The organism is Bacillus cereus group sp. MG1 (assembly GCF_040460035.1).
In the GTDB taxonomy this organism is placed as follows: Bacteria; Bacillota; Bacilli; order Bacillales; family Bacillaceae_G; genus Bacillus_A; species Bacillus_A cereus.
On sequence record NZ_JARVGY010000002.1, the window covers coordinates 280958 to 302357 of the forward strand.

A 21400-nucleotide genomic window follows, 5' to 3' on the forward strand; every position below is an offset into this window, starting at 1 on the left:
TTTTATGTGAAAAACCCCCTACTGGTAAAAAGACCAGTAGGGGGTTCTATTCATTTTCTATTCTTTTTAATCTTTATTTATACAGAGTGTCCCCTCATAGTTGCTATACGTTAGGATCCCCTCTTCTACTCTTGTGTTTCAATGAACTCAATGCTGTCTATATAGAAGGTACCTTCTGTTTCACTTACCTCTACCCACATATGTTCCGTCTTTGGATAGAACACCAATTCTTTTGTAATATACGAATTATCATTTACATGCGTACCATTTACATCGTAGTCACATGCATTGAATGTCAGTGTTTCTCGGTGATGAGCGCCATCTTGGATCGTAACATATCCATCTCCGTTCCCTACTTTCTTCGCTGTCACACGTAACACATATTTACAATTCGGCTGTACTCTAAATTGTTGAGAAACTTGTGCATCCCAATGGGAAAGAACTAAGAAATGCATATTGCCATCCTGCTGAACAGCTGTATCAGTTGTTGCATTCCAACTATCTAAACCACTGTTAAAGTCCCCATTTTGCACGACATTTCGAGACGTATACAGATACGATGCTTGTTGTAATCGATTGGATAACTCTGTATACATCTCGTAGTTAATCCCAGGGATTTGCAGTACTGCATCGCTATATACATCTGAAATTGATGCGATAAGATTTTGAGCATCAATAATATCCGCCATCCCTACCTCTGGACTTAATTGTTGATCTTGATAGTCTACAAATAGATGGTTAATTGCTTGTTTCGCATCTTGATATATGCGATCTGTTTCTGCACGCTTTCTTCCTACCTCTTCATTCCATTTCGCATTATCTCTTTGTTCTCGTTCTAAAGATTCACCCGATAATGGACCAACCTCTACCAATTCAAGATTTCCTAACGTCGCATAACCATCTGTTGTTCGAACCTGCAATACAACCCAAATGCCTTGATCTACACTTGCATTTAGATCACCTGTATGAATATAGGAAGAAAACTCATGTGTTTGAGCCGCTTCACAACAATCCTTTGGATGATCCTCCGCATCTAGCTGCACATCTACCTGATGTTGTTCCTCACAACGGTTAATTCCACTACATGAGCCATCAGAATAAGTATCAGATACTAAATTATCTGGTACATTTTTCACGAGGTGGACTTTATGATGATGAATGAGGTCAATTTCTAAATCTTGACTACTTTGCACAAATCCATCTAGTTTATATCGTGTATAAGGTTTTAACGTCGATGCATCTACCTTTTGATAGATGTATGTTGGGTAATTTTCACGTGCGCTTGCTAACTGAAGTGCACGACCTTTAAAGAATGGACCGCCCTCGCTAATAGTAACACCGTTACTTGCCTTCCAGCCATTTTCTTCTGTGCTATTTATTTCATTAAAATCTGGATCTTGAAGTAAGTTGCGTTCGCGGCTGAGGCGTTTTGCTGCGCGTACGGCTTCCAATAACATCTTTTTATCATGCCCATATTGTTCATCTGATAAGCACGACACTAAATTTGCCGCCTGATCGACTTGGTAATCTGTCACATTTACCTGTAATCCATCCCTTGTACGTGTAAACAAGCTCGCCACCGCTTTCTTTGCATCTTCTAAATCTTCTTCCGCTTCTCGTGTCGGGTTAATTGGAACGATTTCAAGTTTATCTACATACACTTCTTGACCAGAGATAGACGGGAATATATTCAACCTAAGTGTAGTATCTGACTGTGAAAATCTAATAGTATGAGTTACCTCTAAGGTATTAAACGACTCGTATGTTAAAGAACCATTTTGAGCCATTGTACTCGGTAAAGTAAAGCCAGCCGCACTATTATTAACAAATAAATTAACAACAAAACTTGTTGTCGAAGCATAGCGTAATCTTATACGATATTGTTGTGTTAATGGGGCATTAACATTAGCTCTAATCGTTCCAACTGCACCACCGTCCGTTCTTCGAAGTATATCCCCTCCTGTAAATCCTGGACCTTTCACGACAGTAGTACCCCCACCTATTTCAGATGCCTTTACCCATGGTAGTTGTGTAATTCTATCCGCAGTAATTGTGTTCGTAAAATCTACATCTTCACGTGTCCACACATATGTGGGTACAAACCCTAGAGTTGCAAGGGGGCCACCCTGAGTAGTATTGAAGCGTAAGAAAGTAACATGAGATAAAAGATTAAAATTATTATTCTCTAGTGGTAGTTCTTCAGTTGTAGTAAGGTCTTGCCGACACGTATTAGCTGCATTGGTGATTTCACTCATCACACCTGTTGGGAAAATGTTCAAGCTGCTAACGCCATACAAATTAGCGTATAAGTTACCAAAATTTCTTGCCCTTGAATCTATTGCACGGGCTCCATTAGTCGTATTGAATAAACGTGTGTTAGAGGTAATCTGACCGTAACTAGTTTCATATGTCGTCGGGTTATTTGCATGTTGGCTTTGTAAAGTATGACCTGACCAATAGTCTAGGAAGCTATTAGTTGTTGGAGCTGTATATCGGTTTCTAGAAATAGTTAATCTGTTCAACCTTTCAAAAAGATGTGGCGGGCGAATAAAAGCATTTTCAAGTTCAGAAAATGTATTATACGGATTATTCCCCCAACGTCGGCAAATTCCCTGATTAGCTGGTGGATTATATACGATTGGATCTGTATATATTTCACGTGTAAGCTGTGGATTTGCCCCATTTGGATATTGTCGCACATTATAGAATGGGAATAGGGCCACTAAATCCATTGCCATTAATGTCATCTCTCTACGGAATCGATGGTAATTTAACCAACTTTCTGTATTTGTTCCTCTTACATCTTCTAATCCTCTATTATATGTTTCCACGCAATGATTGGTATAAATTCGAGTACGTTCTTGTTGAGCATTAAAATATAAGTTAATTTGCCCTTGTTGAAGTCCCCATCTTGCCCCATAGATTTCTGCATCTTTTAATAATAACAAATGCAAATTCGCTGCTTGTGCATATACCGTCAACAACGCTACCGCATCTCTTTGACTACCAGGACCCGTACCAAAGCTTGGCATTCTAGTTACAAATGCAGTATGCAGGTTTTCAAACCTCTGTGTAACTAAGTTAGCTCTTGCTCCGTTCGGTCTTTCCAGCCACTCCTCTAATGCTGCTAAATACTCCTCATAATAATCGTGTAATCCAGTTAAGTCATCGAGTGCATTCCTTACTACTTGCGCCGATATTTTTTGATCGATTAGCTCTTCTATTTGCGCCATAAAAGCTTCCCATACTGCATTATCATTAGTTGGCCACAACTGATTTAAGAGAAAGGTATAGAAAGTAACTAGTTGACCCGCAAATGGAACACCTAAAAACCCTAGTATTCTTCCCACAATATTAATACCTGTTTGTAGTACATCTCTAGGATTAATAGATAAGTTAGGATTGATAAGAGAACCTGTGTAGTCTCCATCATACGTTTGTAAATACTCTTTATAGTTCATATTTTGGAACGCTGCATTTGGGTCACTTGCCAAAGGATACCTCACATCATCATCTGACGGACACCCACAATAGGGGGCATCAATAATTTCATATTCATTTGGATTATTTCGATTCATACTTTTTCCTCCTATACTATAAATCTATTACATGTTCAAATCATATCTTTCAAAAAACCTGACAGACTCTTTATTGTATTGACATCTATATATCTCTACTCTCAATCTTAGTATTCTCCTGTGTAAGAAAGATTCCTTTCTAATAAAAAAATCTTTCTTGAAAAAATGGATGGTATTTATTCCAATTTCTTTTTTACAAACCTTCGGTTCTTACTCATACACAAAACAAAATAAACCAGATATTTGAGCGGATTGCGGATTCTCTTTCATCAGTTTGATTTGTAAGTCACGCACTTGAATATGATCACCATCAATCACATAATACGGTAATTGATGCACACTATATTTTAAAATATGATCAATATGGGGTAGCACCACACATCCATCAACTTAAGGTATATTTTTAAACAAAATGCGGCCTTTCCATATAGTTTTTTATTATCTTTTGTAGATTTTATAAAAGCGGGCATATCAAATAAACCCTGACGGGTTTCAATTTTTTACTATGCTACCTGATGAGTAGAAGTGGTATACTCATAGATAACACCCAAAATATCAAAGACTGTCTTTTTCTCGTATCGATGAGATTTTCGTCCGTTGTGCTGTAGGAGGTTAAACAGACGAAGGAGAACCTTTGATAATTCTTGGGTGTTTTTGTGTAATGCTTGGTAAAAAAGTGAAAAATAATCCTTAATTATGTACATCGCTTTATATTCACTTAGCTCTTTCTGTTTCTTACGTAATAGGAGTTCTCGCATTTTAAACATAGTAGAAGAACATAATAGAATACTAATGAGTTGCCCATAAAGATGACATTCTAATCGCTCTTGTTTAATAGATTTACAACGATGAATTTGAAACCAAGATTTCCATATTTTAAATAACAGCTCAATTTGCCAACGTAATGAATATAAATCATAGATTTTCTCTTTTGGTACCCATTCCGTAGGAATGTTTGTCATATATACCGTAATACCTTGTAAAAGCTTTGTACGCTCTGTATATGTAATTCCTTTTTTCTTTTCACGAATAGCTCGGTCACGTAGGCGTTTCTGTTTTTGCTCCTCGGTACACCTATAAACTACAATACGAGTAGGCAATTTGTCCTTACTCCCTACATATACATCGTGTAATTCATACACTTGGCCAGGTTGTAGTTGTTTCATAATGTCTTCCAAATGAATTTGTATATATACTGGTTTCAATTGAGAGGGTTTTGTTTTAAATACCACTGTTTCGAACTCTTTTCTATATATTTTAGTTGGTAACTTAAGACGAGATAAATAATACCCCTGCTTGTCTTGAATAGACTTAAAGTCTTGTAGACGAAAATATCCTAAGTCACGAATATACAGCTCATTCTTTTGTATCATGCCTGTTCGAGTCGCACCATACACCTGATCACTTCGTTTTCCTGGTTCAATTTTCACATCAGAAAATTCCCCACTCAACAAGTCATACTCTAGTTGAATTTTCACACCAGCTTTATGACTACATCCTCCGGCACCAGGATAGGTAGATGCGAATCGATCTGGAACCTGAAAGGTTGTAGAATCAAGGATGCGAATGCGCTCAAAGTAGGAAGAAAGAGAATGAGAAATCTTAGATACGCCTCCAATTTTAGCTTGTAGAAGTGTAGTAAATACAGTTCGAAAGAAGGCTACAGAAGCAGAGTTAAATCGCCGATTAAGTCCTTCCGGACTTAATAAAACTCCTGTTGAAGTTTCTAATTGACTACATAGTTGAGTAAGAGAGGTAGTAGCGACTTGTTGATTTAGCCATACACACAAAGATAAGAAATGGTGCCCGTGGCACTTACGTTTTCGTTTCATTCCGCCTGCTTCTATGGCTAATTGATTAAGTGTAGCGGGAGACATATATCGATATAACTCTTCAGCGAATAAAGATAATTCTTGTTTTTGATTCATATTCATAAAAAACACGTCACCCTTTCTTATTAACATAAGAAAATAGTAACGTGCTTTTAACTTCAAAAATAGTCTAAATCCTTAAGTTGATGGATGTGGGGTAGCACCACATGCCCATCAACTTAAGAATTTTCACTACCCCCAAGTGTCAAAAAAAGTTATCCTTTCTAAAAAGCTAGCTAGAAAGGGTGACATTTTTTATGAATCTTTCGATTCAAGATGAATTACAACTATTTTCTGAAGAGCTGTATCGTCATTTAACTCCCTCTCTTTTGGAAGAACTCGCAAAAGAATTAGGGTTTGTAAAAAGAAAACGAAAGTTTTCAGGAAATGAATTAGCTACCATATGTATCTGGGTAAGTCAACGTACAGCGAGCGATTCTCTCGTTCGACTATGCAGTCAATTACACGCAGCCACAGGCACTCTTATGAGTCCAGAAGGACTCAATAAACGCTTTGATAAAAAAGCAGTTGAATTTTTGAAATATATTTTTTCTGCATTATGGAAAAGTAAACTTTGTAAAACATCAACTATTTCAAGTGCAGCACTCATGTATTTTCAACGCATTCGTATTTTAGATGCGACGATTTTCCAAGTACCAAAACATTTAGCTCATGTATATCCTGGATCAGGTGGTTGTGCACAAACAGCAGGCATCAAGATTCAATTAGAATATGACTTACACAGCGGACAGTTTCTAAACTTCCAGGTAGGTCCAGGAAAACATAATGATAAAACATTTGGAACAGATTGCTTAGATACCTTACGGCCGGGTGATCTGTGTATTCGTGATTTAGGCTATTTTTCATTGGAAGACTTAGATCAAATGGATCAACGTGGAGTGTGCTATATATCAAGACTTAAGTTAAACCATACCGTCTATACGAAAAATCCGTTTCCGGAATACTTTCGAAATGGGACAATCAAAAAACAATCACAGTATATCCAGGTGGATTTAGAGAACATTATGCACACGTTAAAATCAGGACAAACATATGAAATAAAAGAGGCGTATATTGGCAAGAATCAAAGATTAGTTACAAGAGTAATTATCTACCGATTAACAGAGGAACAAATACTGGAACGTAGAAAAAAACAAAGCTATACCGAAAGTAAAAAGGGAATTACGTTTTCAGAAAAAAGTAAACGATTAACAGGTATCAACATATATGTTACGAATACGCCTTGGGAGATGGTTCCGATGGAACAAATCCATGATTTTTACTCCCTTCGCTGGCAGATAGAAATCATATTTAAAACGTGGAAATCTTTATTTCAAATTCATCACTGGCAAACTATCAAGCAAGAGAGATTAGAATGCCATGTGTATGGAAAGCTCATTGCCATTTTTATCTGTTCTTCTACGATGTTTAAGATGCGCCAACTTTTGTTGCAAAAGCACAAAAGAGAATTAAGTGAATATAAAGCAATTGGGATGATTCAAGATCATCTATCCCTGTTATATCAAGCAATACAGAGAAACACCCAAGAAATAGCAAAGGTCTTAATCCGCCTGTTTACCCTACTACAGAAAAATGGCCGGAAATCTCATCGATATGAGAAAAAGACAGTCTTTGATATTATGGGTGTTATCTATGAGTATAGTGGATATAGAAAACAAAAGAAAGTTGCATAAGTTAAAAAATGAAACCCGTTAGGGTTTATTTCGTATACTCATTTTTAATGGAATTATATTATTTCAAAGTTTTTTCATTTTAATCAATGGAAAGCCGCGGCGTTTCTATCCTTAAGTTGATGGGCATGGGGTAGCACCACATCGCTATCAAGTTAAGCTTATGCAAAGTCAATTTTAGGCGAGATTGTTTCTTTTTTCTAAGGAGCAAGTATAGGTGATTGAAAGATTTGCATACGAAATAAACCCTACCGGGTTTCACTTTTTTGAATTAAGCGGCTTGATTATCAGACATAGAATTGTAAACGACACCTAATATATCAAAGACCGTTTTTTTCTCATATCGATGAGATTTCCGCCCGTTTTGCTGTAGAAGATTGAACAGACGAAGTAACACCTTTGATAGCTCTTGGGTGTTTTTCTGTATAGTTTGGAATAGAAGAAGAAAATAGTCTTTAATCATATATATGGCTTTATACTCACTAAGCTCTCGTTTTTTCTTCATGAGGAGCAATTGGCGCATTTGAAACATGATAGAAGAACAGAGTAGAATGGCAATCAATTGACCATATAAATGGCACTCTAATCGTTCTGCTTTTATCTTTTTACAATGATGAATTTGAAAGAATGACTTCCACGTTTTAAATAAAATTTCGATTTGCCAACGCAAAGAATACCAGTCATGTACCTGTCCCATAGGGACAATATCTGTAGGGGTGTTTGTCATATATACATTGATACCGCTGAGTCGTTTACTACGAGGAGAATACTTCATTCCTTTCTTTTTTTCTCTTACAGCTTGATCTTGTAATCGTTTTTGTTGCTGTTGTTTTGTTAATCGATGAACAATTACACGAGCTGGCACTTTATCATTCATTCCTACATAAGCATCAGCTACTTCACACGTTTGTCCTGGTTGAAGGGAGTTCATTAACGTCTCTATATCTATCTGTATATACTCTGTACCTTTCTTAATTCTTCCATCTTGAAAATAATCAGGGTTAGGATTTTTTTGATACATACGTGTGTTCGACTTGATACGAGAGATATAGTAGGCCTCTTTATCTTGTATATATTGAAGGTCTTTTAAATGAAAATAACCTAAATCTCGGATACATAAATCATTTGCTGTCACAGTTGGGGCACACAAAGAGCCGTAAGTGCGATCATGTTGTTTACCTGGACCTGTATGAATATGAAGGAACTGTCCACTTAACAAATCATACTCAAGTTGAATTTTTATCCCAGCTGTATGGCTACATCCTCCTGCACCTGGATAAACCGATGAAAATACATCAGGGAGTTGAAATGCAGTTGAATCTAAAATACGAATACGCTTAAAAACAGAAGTATATGGAGAAGAAATCGGTATAGATGAGGTCAATTTTCGGCTTAGTAGTTCAGCTAGTATGTGTTGTAGAAATTGGACGGCTGCTTTATTAAATCGTTGGTTCAGTCCCTCGGGACTGATGAGCACTTCTGTCGAGGCTTCTAAACAGCTAGATAACTGAGTTAAAGACGTCGTAGCGATATTTTGGTTCATCCATACACATAAAGCGACTAAATCTTTTGCTTGGTACTTACTGGTTCGTTGTACGAAACCAACATCTCGAGCAAGATTCCGTAAGGTATTTGGAGATAAAAAACGTTGAATCTCTTGAGCAAATAGTTGTAATTCATCAGAAACAGACATAAAAAACGCCATCCTTTCCTATGATTCTACAGAAAGAATAGCGTTTTTTTCTCTTTATGGATACATTTTTTTAGCTCGATAGCGATGTGGTGTTACCTCAAATATAATTATTTTATTTGAAGGTCCCTTTTAAATTTTTATTAAATCTTTTCATAGGTTGATATACAAGGACGTGTAATGATAAACCTATCACTGCAGTAATGTTCAAAATAATACTTATAATCATTAAAGACCATTCTATAACTGGAGAAAAGTATCCGTTCGTGCTTAATGTAGAAGAACTGATACCTAGTAGTAAAATCACTATTAGTAAAGGTAAGTTTTTAACCAATTTGAATCCCCCTTTTAAATATAATATCTTTATATTATTATATCACACTGGATTATGTAATTAATATAAGATAGTTATCTATGAGAATTTAACATATTTTCTCTTTTTGGGGGTGACCTACTTCTTTAGCTTGATAGCGATGGGGTAGCACCAACAAAACGCGAATTTCGTACGCTAAGCAAAATTTTATAAAGAAAAAGCCGATTTCCTGTACGCTAAGAGATAATCGGCTTCTTACTACTAAGTTATCTGTAATGGTCGTAGAGAGTCTAATGGTGCAATTTCTTTTTTACTAAATCGGTATTCTCCTAGGAAGTTAATGTGTTCCCATCCTAATGGAGAAATGTGTTTTAATAGTTCTTCATCAAATTTTTCTTTTTTCTTCAAAACGTTTATTGCTTCACTTAAATAAACAGTATTCCACACACTAATTGCATTAATTAAGAAGTTTAGTGCACTACTTCTTTGAAGTTGATCTTGTAGCGCTCTTTCTCGTAATTCACCATGTTTTCCAAAGAAAATAGCTCGAGCAAGTGCATTCATAGCTTCCCCTTTATTCAATCCTCGTTGAATACGTCTACGCATTTTTTTATCTGAAAGATAATCTAAGATGAAAATTGTTTTCTCAATTCTCCCTATTTCTCTTAGTGCCTTCGCCACTTTATTTTGACGGGTATAAGACCCTAATTTCCCCATAATCAATGCACCCGATACTTTACCTTCTCGGATAGAATGAGCTAGCCGTAAAACATCATCATAATTATCGCAAATTAACTTCATATTAATTTGTCCCCGTATTAAGGATTCTATATTTGAGAATTCTTTAGGCGATCCAATCGTATATAATTTAGAAGTGGCTAAATCACGTAACCGAGGCGCAAAGCGAAAACCTAATAAATGAGCCAATCCAAAGACTTGATCTGTATAGCCTGCTGTATCTGTGTAATGCTCTTCAATAACCAAATCAGATTCATGATGTAATAATCCATCGATAACATGTACAGCATCCCTAGCATTTGTATTAATTACTTTTGTATAAAAAGAAGAAAATTGATCACTTACGAATCGATAGATGGTTGCTCCTTTTCCTGTCCCATAGTGTGGATTGAAACTAGCACTGAGAGAAGAGACCCCAATTTGAACTCTCATTCCATCCGATGATGAAGTAGTTCCGTCTCCCCAATAAGAGGATAAAGGAATTTTATGCTGAAAGTTTACGAGTATGGATTGAGCCCGTTGAAAAGCATCATCATACATTCTCCACTGGCTAGCGTGAGCTAACTGATGATAGGAGATACCTGGAGTAGCATCTGCCATTTTAGTTAGACCAATATTAGTTCCCATCGCCATCATTGCAGCAAGAGATATAATAATTTCATCGCCTTTAGGCGGTTTATTTGTTGATGCGTGGATCAGTTGCTGTTCAAAATTTGTCCAATTCGACACTTCTAGTAATAAATCCGTTAGTTTTATACGTGGTAACATATTGTATAGCTTAGCGCTTAGTTTCTTGGCGTCTTCTGGGACATCTCTTTCTAAGCGGTGAATACGCAAACTTCCTTTTTCTAAATCTACGCCTTCTAGAGAATTTACATTTTTAGAAAAGGATTGAATTCGATGCAAAAGGGTTTCGGTGCGCTCTTTTATGTATTCTTCTACTTGAATCGGGACCGCTAACCTGGTACCGATATTTTTACTCTTTGTCCATTCTTGCTGTGGAATAAGATATTCATCAAAATCTTTATGTTGTCTACTACCTACAATAGAAATATCCCCTGAGCGTACATAATTTCGAAGTTCAGTAAATGCGGCCAATTCGTAAAAATGTCGATTAATACTTCCGTCTTCATCATATACATATCTTTCCCAACGCTTGGAAACAAAGCTTAATGGAGCACCTTCTGGAACTTTTCGTTTTCCAGCTTCATTTAACTCGTGGATAGTATCTAAAGCTAATAAAACGGGATTTGCATACTTGGTAGATTGAAATTCTAATGTTCTGAGTAGTGTTGGCGTATACTTACGTAAATAATTATAACGACTTTCTAATAAATCAAGATAATCATAATTCATAGGACGAGATAATTTTTTTGCTTCCTCTACAGAGGCTACAAATGTATCCCAAGGCATCACCGTTTCTAATAATAAAAATGGATCTAAGTTTTCTTGTCTAGCTCTAATTAAAGCTGTTCCTAAATTCGCGTAATGATTGATTTTTTCATTAACGGATTTTCCATTTTGTTTTTGAATTTCTTCTTGCTGTTTTCTTCCTTTTAGTTGAAGATTCATGATTTGTTTATCATGAATTTCAAATGCTTGATCAACCAAGTCTTGCGTTAAATCTATTAAATATGCAATCATAATCGCATATTTTTTCGTACTGTGAAATCGTCGAAATGAGAAGGGTTCATACCTTGCTCCTATTCGAGATAATTGTCGTATACGATTTGGATGTAAACCTTTGGTGTCAAGCTTTAATGTCAATCTTCTTATGTAATCTAAGCGTTCAATTACTTTTAAAAATGCATCAGGAGAAAATTGGCCAGGTATTTCTCTTAGCCACGATAAATAAGTTTTTGAAGTATTAGGCATTGGATGGAGTAGTCTATCTAACTTTTCTTGTTGTGAAGAAGTCAAAGAGGCGGTTAGTACTTTAAAAATCTTTTCTTCTGTGCGCTTACGTACTTCCCATACAGCTCGTTCTATTGTTGGTATTGCAGGTAAAATGATTTTCTCTTTCCGTAGTTCTTGTAATGCAGTTTCAATCAGATACATTGTATTTCCATTTTCTAATGCATATGGTTGTAGAAATTTAGAAATCCTTCGATAATCAAGAATAGTAAAATTACGATATCCATATTCTTTACGTATTTCTTCTAAGTGCTCTCGCCTAGTAGGTTCTCGTTTTGCATATGCTTCATAGACCGTGTGGTCTACACCAATTTGTTTAGCAACAAACTTTAAGAGTCCTTCAGGAATTGCTGGCATATTCGTAACAGTACATCCAGGATATCTTAAGATACCGAGCTGAACAGCAAATCCTAAGCGATTGTGATCTCTACGATGTTGATTAATGATTTCAAGGTCCTCTGTAGAAAATGTGTAATGCAGTGCTAGCTCATGTTCTGTTTCAACAGAAATATGTAATAGTTCTTCCCTTTGTACAGGCGTGAGAAGTTCTTTTCCTCTCATAACATTTCCTCCATTTATAAAAATAATGAGGTTACTTGTTAATGTATCGATACAATGTTGTTTTACTTAGACCAGTAGCCTCTGTAATTTGTTTAATGCTATATTCTTTACTTTGATACATTTTAAGAGCCATTTCTACCTTATCTGTATGTTTTTGTGGTCTTCCTCCTTTTTTTCCACGAGCTCTAGCCGCATTTAATCCTGTTTTGGTACGTTCGCTAATAATATCCCTTTCTAATTCTGCAATACTTGCCATCATTCGAAAGAAGAATTTCCCCATAGCATTAGATGTATCAATGTTGTCATGAATAGAAATAAAATCTACACCTAGTTCTTTGAATTTTTCACTTAACTCAATTAGATGTTTTGTAGAGCGAGAAATTCGATCAAGTTTGTAAACAACTATCTTATCGCCTTTACGTAGTACCTTTAACAGCTCTTCGAGCTGAAGACGATCTTTTTTTATTCCTGTCATTTTCTCTTGATATAGCTTATCTATACCATATTGTTGTAAAGCATCTATTTGCATATCGAGATTTTGTTCTTCTGTGCTGACACGAGCATAACCAAAAATCAAATTGTTTCACTTCCTATCTAAATATATCTATTAAAATAGTACCAAAAACCTAGTTGAATTAAAATAAGGAACTTTGTTTTTAGATATGAGTTTTGGTACTTAATATGGATAGTTTTTAAACGCTTTTGTTAAAAAATAACCAAGTCCCATAAACGGTCGTTTATAGGACTCCTTTCTCTTAATCTTTAAAAATCAAATATCATATTAATTAAAAATGACTTAGGAATAATTACTTAATTTGTTCTTACGAGAAATATCATTGTCAATGGAAATGAAAAATTCATATAAATATATATAAAGAAATGATAAGGTTAGTACTGATATAGGGTATATATCTTAAACAGTAGAATAGGAGGTAAATTTGTGAAAGAAATTAAGAAATTATTTTTAAGTTTTATGACATGTATTTTATTATTCAGTACATTAGGAACAACTTTTGCAGAACAAAATAGTCAAGGGAATTCATTATCTTTTATTGACGTACCTAAAACCCACTGGGCGTATAAAGAAATGATGTATATGGCTGAGAATAAGATTATAACTGGTTACGGAAATGGATATTTCGGTGCTGCGGATCCTATTACTCGCGAACATCTCGCCGCTTTCTTGTATCGGTATTTAAAACCACAAGATAGTACCAATAATCCCTTTGTTGATATTGGTGACAGCAATTTCAACAAGGAAATTTTGGCCCTTACAGCACGTGGTATTTTTAGCGTAAATGCAGAGAAAAGATTCAATCCGAAAAATAATATGACACGTGCTGAAATGGCAACGGTGCTTGTAAAAGCATTTAATTTAAAGCCGCAAGGAAATTTTGAATTTACGGATATGAAAGGTCACTGGGCTAATGAATATGTCAAAATATTAGCCGGTAACAACATAACAAGTGGTACAGGTGACGGCAATTTTAATCCAAATGGAATTGTCACAAGAGAGCAATTTTCTATGTTCTTATACCGTACGATTATGAAAGTAACAGATATGGAAAATAATGAATCTGTGGCAACGTATAAAGAGTATGTCATACAACGGCCGACTTTGTTATATAGTGAGCCTTCTTATTTGAAACAAGCAAACGATAGCATCCATCCCCGTACTGTCACGGTAACAGAAGAAAAAGGGAATGGATGGAAGAAAATAAAAACGCAAAACGGAGAAAAATGGGTCGCACCAGAAGGACAAAAATATAATTTACAAGTCAATGTAAAAATGTATCTTAAGCCTTCAATAGAGGAGAAGAGCACGGGAGTATTGGGTGCGCAAATGGTAACGCTACTGGATGAACAACCAGATGGTTGGAAAAAGGTTCTTACAGATAATGGTACGCGCTGGATTGCACCAGAGGGTATAAATTATAAGGTAGAAAACTCACAAACCCTGTATTCTTCACCAGATTATAAAAGTAAAACTGTAGGTAGTATTGCTTCACAAACAGTGAAAGTTGTTGATTTTCAGCAAAATGGTTGGTTGAAAATTAAAAGCCATATGGGTGACACATGGATTGCTCCTAAAGGCGTTACATACGAACTAAAACAAAATGTAGCGATGTATAGAGAGCCATCATTTCTTGCAGACAAAGAAGAGTATGGATTAATACCACAAAAAGTAATTTTGCTAGAAGATAGGCCAAATGGTTGGAAACGAATTAAAACGGCTTATGGGGATCGTTGGATTGTTCCAGATGGCATACCTTATCAAATTGCGAAACCCACACAATTGTACAGAGATTATGGCTTTACTGATCATAAAGGAACAATCGCTTCAGAAATAGTCACAGTTATTGGTGAACAACCAGGTGGCTGGTACCAAATTAAAAGTTCAAAAGGTCAACATTGGATTGCACCAAACGGTATAAAATATAGAACGACAAAAGCGATAGACTTTTCGGCGTCCAAAGACATACTAAGTTCGAAATTAGGTGTCATTCCAAAAGACACTGTTATTACTGTAGTCGACATCGATAAAATTTTATGGAATGGTCAATATGTTTATGGGTTTCTAACTTATTTCTCAATGGAACTTGTGGAAGAAACAAAGAATAAATATATACAACAACCTACCATATATGCATCGTTACCACAGATACAAAATATAGTTACTAATGGACATGATGATGGGATAAGTGAACAAGCATTTAATAATATATCAAATTGGAAATTTACATTTGATATACAAGATATTAACATACCTGATCTCAGTATTCCTGATCTTAATATTCCCGATCTCAACATATCTGATATCGGCATACCTGATCTCAACATACCTAATCTCAAATTTAATATCGACCTCACAGATTTCAATATAGCCATGAAAGAAATGGAGCAAATCAATACAAAATTAAAAGATTTAAATTTAGAAAAAGCAAATAAAGTAATAAGTGACGCACTACGTCTTGCTAATGGTGGTATGCAGCAAATGATTCAAGGAGTAAACCAAGCGAATTCAGGTTTACAAGGTATGAATGGATCAATAAGACAAGCCAATGAAGGCATGGTGCAAATGAAAAATGGTGTACAACAAATGATCCAAGGAGTAAACCAAGCGAATTCAGGTTTACAAGGCATGAATAATGCAGTTGACCAGGCCAATGAAGGCATGCAGCAAATGCTAAATGCCACAAATAAAATGCAAAAAGGATTAGAAAAGACGATTAGTGGTATAGACGTATCTGTTAAAGAGATTAATAGTGTAATTGATGCACCTAACAAAGCTCCACAGTCAGATTTAAAAACAATTCATTTGGATTTTGATTTTTCTAATATTGTACCTACAAGTTCACCAGAGGAAAAATTACGTCAACAACAGCGTGATGAAGCAATGTATAATATACTTGCTGGGATGCCATTTACAGGTAACCTCGTCTCACTTGGTGAATTAATCTCGGGTAAAAATTTAAATAGTGAGGAAGATCTTAAGGCACCTGATTATGCAATAAACATGTTAGCTGTTCTCGGTGGTGGTGAAATTAAAGCTGGTGCAGCCTTTTTTGGTTCTATAAGTAAAGTTACTAAGCGCCAAAAACTAACTACCACAAAGGTAGATCTATCATGGCTAGAACGTTTTGGTGATAAATACCAGGCGGTTGAAGTTACTGGAACAGCCAAGGTACTGAAACAAACTAGTATTTTAGATAGACGTGTATATCAGATGAAAGATATTGATTGGAATTATGTATCATCAAACCCTCAAGCGAAAGGTTTATCAAATTTAGAGCTGGCAAAAAAAGGGAGAAGTCCTTTTTACAAGGATGATACACAAATTCAACTGCACCATACGACTCAGCGAGAAGCAGGAAGCATGGTTGAATTACCGGCTAGTAAACATCGAAAATACTCAAAACAGCTTCATGGTACAATTGAGGATGGAGAGAGTTTTAGAAACGATCCAGTTTTAACAGCTCAGTATGAGAGATTTCGTGATTATTATTGGAAACAAAGAGCACAAGATTATCAAAAATAAAATGAAAAAAGGAGTAATATAAATGAAGGAATGGATTGCTAACATTTTTTCCGAACGGGAGGAAAAAGGAGATTTTTTTGGAGGAGTTGAAGATGAATTTATTAACCAACTTGAAAAAAGCTTAGATTGTAAATTTCCAGATAGCTATCGCTGGTTTTTAAAGCATTACGGTGGCGGAGGTATACTCGGAATAGATTTAACATGTGCAGGTTACAGAGATAATTCACCAGTACTTTCAGAAACTGGAGTGTATCGTGAAATGGGACTTCCTAACAGCTATGTTGTTATATGGGATGTAGGTGAATACGTATATTGCCTAGATACATCAAGTCTTGCAAATAGCGAATGTCCAGTGGTAACGTGGGATTTTGTAAGTAAGAAGACCGTGCTTGAAGCTAAAGATTTCTATGAGTTCTTATCTAGGAAATTGAAGAGTGCACTTGAAGATTATGAGGATTAATAGGTCATAGCTATTAAAGAATTTATCATAGCATTAATGATATTGAATATTAAAGTATAAAGTACATTTTTAAAATCGAATAAAATACAAGTTATCCAAAAGAGATTGGAGTAGAAAATTTTTTCTACTCCTTTTATATTTTAATAAAATTTAAGACTTTTCTTCATTATCCTACTTACTTAGAGTGGATTTCCTTAAAGATTATTGACCCAATTAATATGAGCTGATTTAAATTATCTGGATATGTTTTCTACCTACAATACTGTATAACTCTTACACGTCTAGAAAACCGACTTTTTCTTTATGAAATTTTGCTTAGCGTACGAAATTCGCGTTTTGTTGGTGCTACCCCAATATATACCGTATCTTGGAAACTCAAGGAAATAGATGGATCTCTATCCACTGTTGTATACATGTTTTCACAAAGAATAGGTTCAATAGAAAAATTACCGATAAAAGAAAGGATACCCTTAATTTTAAGTACTTGTAAATCAATCTCTACTTGTCCGCATTCATCAATCTCAATACGCTTTTTACACGTATCTTTTGTCATAGACAAATGACTTACGTCGTAAACAAGTTTCAAATCATTAGGCTTTTCAATTTGAAAGCCTAATGGAAGGGAAACGATACACTGAAAAGGTATATGGTGTTTATGTTTAGTTATCCCATTTAGAACATCTCTACCTTCCTGTGACTCATGCATGGTATTCACCCCCTTCTACGTTCATTATGTTACTGATTTTAAATCCCCTCTACCAGCCACTCTGCACATTCTATGTGGGGAGTAAACTGTATATGTCAATTATTCATCACAATATTTTCACTCCTCTTATGTTTCATTTTGATGGATGCACGTATCATACACGAAGCGTACTTTTATGATTCATATTAAATAGGGAACTAACTCCTTTATTTCTTTAAAAACCAACATCATTTTTTGAGTTTTTTAAGGCATGCATTCACCGCTTTCTTAACGACTTCTATCCTCCTCATAGATTAACAGGTATAATTAGAGAATCCATTTAATAAAGATAATTATTTTTCAGTTCAATTTCACACAGGTTTCCCCTATACAACTGGTGAAATTGAATTCAATTTCCTGTTAACTCTTTTCCTGCGGCTTTGAGTAAAGTATATCTCTAGTTCAAAAAGAAAAAGCATAGATATCTTCCTCTATAGAGGAAGATATCTATGCTTTTTTATAAATGAAGGGTGATACAAATATCATAAACATTCAATGTAGATGCGTAAAAATGCGTTATTTTAATTTTTTTGTTCTATATGTATATTATGGTTGTATCTTTTTGAGCGATGTCATTAATTATCTTTGTTACTAATATAATTTCAAGCATAAAAACGATTAGAGATGTGTAGAAAACAGGTAAAGACAATACAAGAAAGAAATATAATGGATACTAGAAGCCCATCAATTTCCCTGTATGTTTAATAAGGAAAAAATTCACTCTTTATGGTTTCCTTATTAAACATACTTTGAGTTATGCCACAATTCTTAAGAGAATGACGGTATTATTTCATTTGATAGTGCCAACCTGATTAGGGTGAATGAGAAGTTGACCCTGATCGGTTACACAATAAAAGGCCTGGTCCAACATTGTTGAAACAAGGGAATAGGTAGGTCTTTAACCAATTATATACGTGATAATTTCACCATTAAATAAATCTAACATTGGTGAAAGGTATAACTTCTCCCTAAATAACTTAAACCCCGTAATATCTGGAACCCACTTCTCATTTGGTTTTTTAGATTAGAAGTTGTGATTTAGAATATTCGGTGCAATTTTCTCAATTGTTCCTTTGTAAGAGCGATATTTTTTATACGAACCAGACATTTTAGCCCTAATTCTTTCATAAGGCGATACAATTTTTTATGATTTATTTTGTGCCCGCAATTCATAAATTCATCGCGAATACGACGATAGACCTAGTAACCATCGTGTTTATTATAAATAGCTTGAATCAGTTCTTTTACATCCGCATTTGGATCAGAACGATTGAACTGTTTTATCCAATAATAGTACGTACTACGCGAAATATTGGCGAGTTGAAGTAACTCCTTGACAGAAAACTTATTCCTTAACCCACAGATTACTTGTGCTTTGTCTTGTCTGGTGATTTTTCCTTGTTCTGAACTAAGGCATTCAACTTTTTTAATTACGCATTTTCCATACATAAACGCTCTATTTCCGCTTGTAAGGCTTCAATTAATCTTTGAACTACTGATTTTTTTATCTTTCATGGTTGGACGCCCCTTTTTCTTTAATTATAGGACATCCAATCCTCTTGTTTCATAAGACGGAATATTGAAAAGTGCCGCTGTCTCTCTGATGGATGTTCCATGTTCATTTATATAATAAAGTATATCTAGTTTAAACTGGGCAGGTTAGAATGTATAGCACTTCTCAAGGGACTTTTCATCTGAAGATTCATATCGTATAATTAACTCCCGAAGTAAAGCAGGAGTAAATCCTATAAATTTAGCAATTATTTTTCCACTTTCTGTACCATCTCACCGCTTGTATTTTTTCCTTTGAAGAAAATTTAGCCATAAAAAAAGTACCCCCAATTGTTAGACTGTGTCTAACAATTGGGATGCACTTCACTTTTGGGACTTTTTTATTTTTGTTTTGCAAAATGCTCTTTTAAATTTTTAATCCATATAGCTTGATGTAAATTAGTATTAGAAATCCAATCCCCTGATTCATGAGAACCTACAAATTCCATATAGATGGGGTGCCAAATAACAAGATAGATCCCATTTCCATATTGTACTTCATCAAATTGACGTAAAGATTTTCCAAATTGGTCGGATTGGCCGATAGAGATTGCTCCTTTGTCTAACATCTCTTTAAATTGGTTCAAACGTATCTTCCTTTATAATATTTTTATGTATATCTTTCTAAAGCATGTCGTTGTTCTTTTTTAAGGAAGTTGAAAAACATAAGGAGCAAAGTACCTATAAAGCAATTAACAATCAGATTACGAATAGTCCTTTGATGTATCTTTAAAGGAAGTTAGTATGCAATGTTTACTCCTTACGCTAATAAATTAAATGAACATTAAAAAAGTAGGATTTCCCTTTCATTTATAATTTCACTTTCGGATGCTAGGTCATTACGAGCGCTATAACCTCCACATTCATTGTGTATTATATTTATTTAGATCGACTAACTATTTTAATTATTTAACTTTTTTGTACTTTTTGCTTTTTCACCTAAGGTTCCAATGGCATTGGCTAATGGTTGTGGAAGTGGAATACCCATGCGTCCAGCATTTTCTGAGATAGATACTAACTCATTTCCTATGAAAAAAAAGATTGTTGCCTCTCGAATTGCGCTATTACTTCCAAATACTATGTCTAATTGAGTTGCGACGCCTACTAGAAGAAATAATACTACTTTTTTTGCAATGCCTTTAAAACCTATTTTACTTTTTAGTTCTCCATTATAACCCGCTGCAATCATTCCCGTAATGTAGTCAACCGAGACCATAGTTACTAAAATCTTTAATAAAACATCCCATCCACCGAAAAAGTAACCGCAAAAACCACCAAAGGTAGCTAGAAATGTTTTCACTAATACCGCCTCATTCTCTAGCATTCTCTATACCCCCCTTCTACTATATTATCGATATTCAATGTGTACTCTCATGCATGAATAAAGGAAATTATCTGTATCTGCTATTCTATAAATTTTTTGGATACCATAAATCCACTATTTTTTATGCCTATCTCTTTCCTAACTCTCAGGCTCATGCATAAATATAGTTTAGACTACATCTATAAATAAAAGGATATATCTATTTTCATATATGTATGAAAATTATGTTTACAAATAATAAAACTATTATTAATGTACTTTAATAATATCTTATAATATATTTCAGCTTCATTTATTTCGTAACAACCCCATTAATCTTGTACTTTATAGACTTATTTAGAATTAGTGGGGAAAATTAGTTTTCAACTTAATCATTCTCAATTAATTTATACATTAGATCACCCTTTTTTAGAAGGAGTCTGGATCCGTTATACTCATTTTATGAATATTGTTCAATGTATCTTCATTTATTTTTTTTAAAGAAAGATAATCTCTTGAATTAGTAATTTTGTGATCCAAAATAATTATTACGTGTTTGCCATCAGACTTCTATTTTCTTTTTTGTGGATTATAAGGAATACCCGATAATTAATAGACATCAAATTGAAAATCATTAAAAAAATAATATAATAACGAATTTAACTACTAGCATAAATGTGCTATCTGTAAAAGAACTTGATGCAAGATATCAAATTAGATACTTTCTTTTGATGAAATCTGTAATCTTGAGAGAATATTCTTTTGTAATTCAGTTAACATTTAAATGCCCCTTTCGCTTGTTGAAAAAATATACATCAATTACGCTCCAGTTGTTATTTTGTATTATGAAATAATCTATTCTTTTATAAATGTAAAGTATGTATAGGATAGGTGAACACCTTACTTATATTAGGCAATATAATATTAATAATTGATTTATTTTAAA

Annotated in this window: 13 protein-coding genes and 1 pseudogene; 3 read left to right on the plus strand and 11 right to left on the minus strand. The window is 34.6% G+C overall.

From position 1 onward, the window contains the following. Window positions 1-125: 125 nt before the first annotated feature. The 3 genes from QCI79_RS29210 to QCI79_RS29220 form a co-directional block, all read right to left on the minus strand. Entirely contained in the window at window positions 126-3578 is a 3453-nt protein-coding gene (locus tag QCI79_RS29210; RefSeq protein WP_021727542.1) for an insecticidal delta-endotoxin Cry8Ea1 family protein, read from the minus strand. A gap of 210 nt (window positions 3579-3788) precedes the next feature. Continuing rightward, complete coding sequence (locus tag QCI79_RS29215) at window positions 3789-3953, minus strand: hypothetical protein (protein WP_154302018.1); 165 nt, start codon at window positions 3951-3953, stop codon at window positions 3789-3791. 128 nt (window positions 3954-4081) lie between these two features. Then, window positions 4082-5512, minus strand: coding sequence for an IS4 family transposase (locus QCI79_RS29220; RefSeq protein ID WP_021729018.1), 1431 nt, complete (start codon window positions 5510-5512; stop codon window positions 4082-4084). Between the two features lie 194 nt (window positions 5513-5706). On the opposite strand from QCI79_RS29220, the gene QCI79_RS29225 reads away from it, so the two are divergent. Further along, the gene (locus QCI79_RS29225; RefSeq protein ID WP_042991529.1) at window positions 5707-7143 is read left to right on the plus strand and encodes an IS4 family transposase; all 1437 of its coding nucleotides are present in this window, start codon (window positions 5707-5709) and stop codon (window positions 7141-7143) included. A gap of 268 nt (window positions 7144-7411) precedes the next feature. On the opposite strand, the gene QCI79_RS29230 is transcribed toward QCI79_RS29225, so the two are convergent. The 4 genes from QCI79_RS29230 to QCI79_RS29245 form a co-directional block, all read right to left on the minus strand. Next, complete coding sequence (locus tag QCI79_RS29230; RefSeq protein WP_000116413.1) at window positions 7412-8833, minus strand: IS4-like element ISBth4 family transposase; 1422 nt, start codon at window positions 8831-8833, stop codon at window positions 7412-7414. Window positions 8834-8945: 112 nt separating this feature from the next. Further along, window positions 8946-9164 (minus strand): hypothetical protein, encoded by a 219-nt coding sequence (locus tag QCI79_RS29235; protein ID WP_000240401.1) that lies wholly within the window; start codon window positions 9162-9164, stop codon window positions 8946-8948. Window positions 9165-9404: 240 nt separating this feature from the next. Next, window positions 9405-12356 (minus strand): Tn3 family transposase, encoded by a 2952-nt coding sequence (locus QCI79_RS29240; RefSeq protein ID WP_021727982.1) that lies wholly within the window; start codon window positions 12354-12356, stop codon window positions 9405-9407. A 31-nt stretch (window positions 12357-12387) separates the two neighbouring features. Further along, window positions 12388-12933, minus strand: coding sequence for a recombinase family protein (locus QCI79_RS29245; RefSeq protein ID WP_021727981.1), 546 nt, complete (start codon window positions 12931-12933; stop codon window positions 12388-12390). A 363-nt stretch (window positions 12934-13296) separates the two neighbouring features. Here QCI79_RS29245 and QCI79_RS29250 point away from each other — a divergent pair, with 363 nt between their 5' ends. After that, window positions 13297-16395 carry an S-layer homology domain-containing protein gene (locus tag QCI79_RS29250; protein ID WP_021727980.1) on the plus strand — a complete coding sequence of 1033 codons (3099 nt, stop codon included), beginning with the start codon at window positions 13297-13299 and terminating at the stop codon, window positions 16393-16395. A 22-nt stretch (window positions 16396-16417) separates the two neighbouring features. Then, window positions 16418-16855 carry an SMI1/KNR4 family protein gene (locus QCI79_RS29255; protein WP_021727979.1) on the plus strand — a complete coding sequence of 146 codons (438 nt, stop codon included), beginning with the start codon at window positions 16418-16420 and terminating at the stop codon, window positions 16853-16855. Between the two features lie 301 nt (window positions 16856-17156). Here QCI79_RS29255 and QCI79_RS29260 read toward each other — a convergent pair whose 3' ends face one another. The 4 genes and pseudogenes from QCI79_RS29260 to QCI79_RS29275 form a co-directional block, all read right to left on the minus strand. Then, entirely contained in the window at window positions 17157-17561 is a 405-nt protein-coding gene (locus tag QCI79_RS29260; protein ID WP_021727978.1) for a hypothetical protein, read from the minus strand. 827 nt (window positions 17562-18388) lie between these two features. After that, a pseudogene (locus QCI79_RS29265) lies at window positions 18389-19425 on the minus strand (IS3 family transposase); the annotation flags it as partial. A 67-nt stretch (window positions 19426-19492) separates the two neighbouring features. Beyond that, window positions 19493-19744, minus strand: a complete 252-nt coding sequence (locus tag QCI79_RS29270) for a hypothetical protein (protein ID WP_042993752.1) — start codon at window positions 19742-19744, stop codon at window positions 19493-19495. A gap of 308 nt (window positions 19745-20052) precedes the next feature. Then, window positions 20053-20475, minus strand: a complete 423-nt coding sequence (locus QCI79_RS29275; protein WP_021727975.1) for a phage holin family protein — start codon at window positions 20473-20475, stop codon at window positions 20053-20055. Between the last annotated feature and the right edge of the window lie 925 nt (window positions 20476-21400).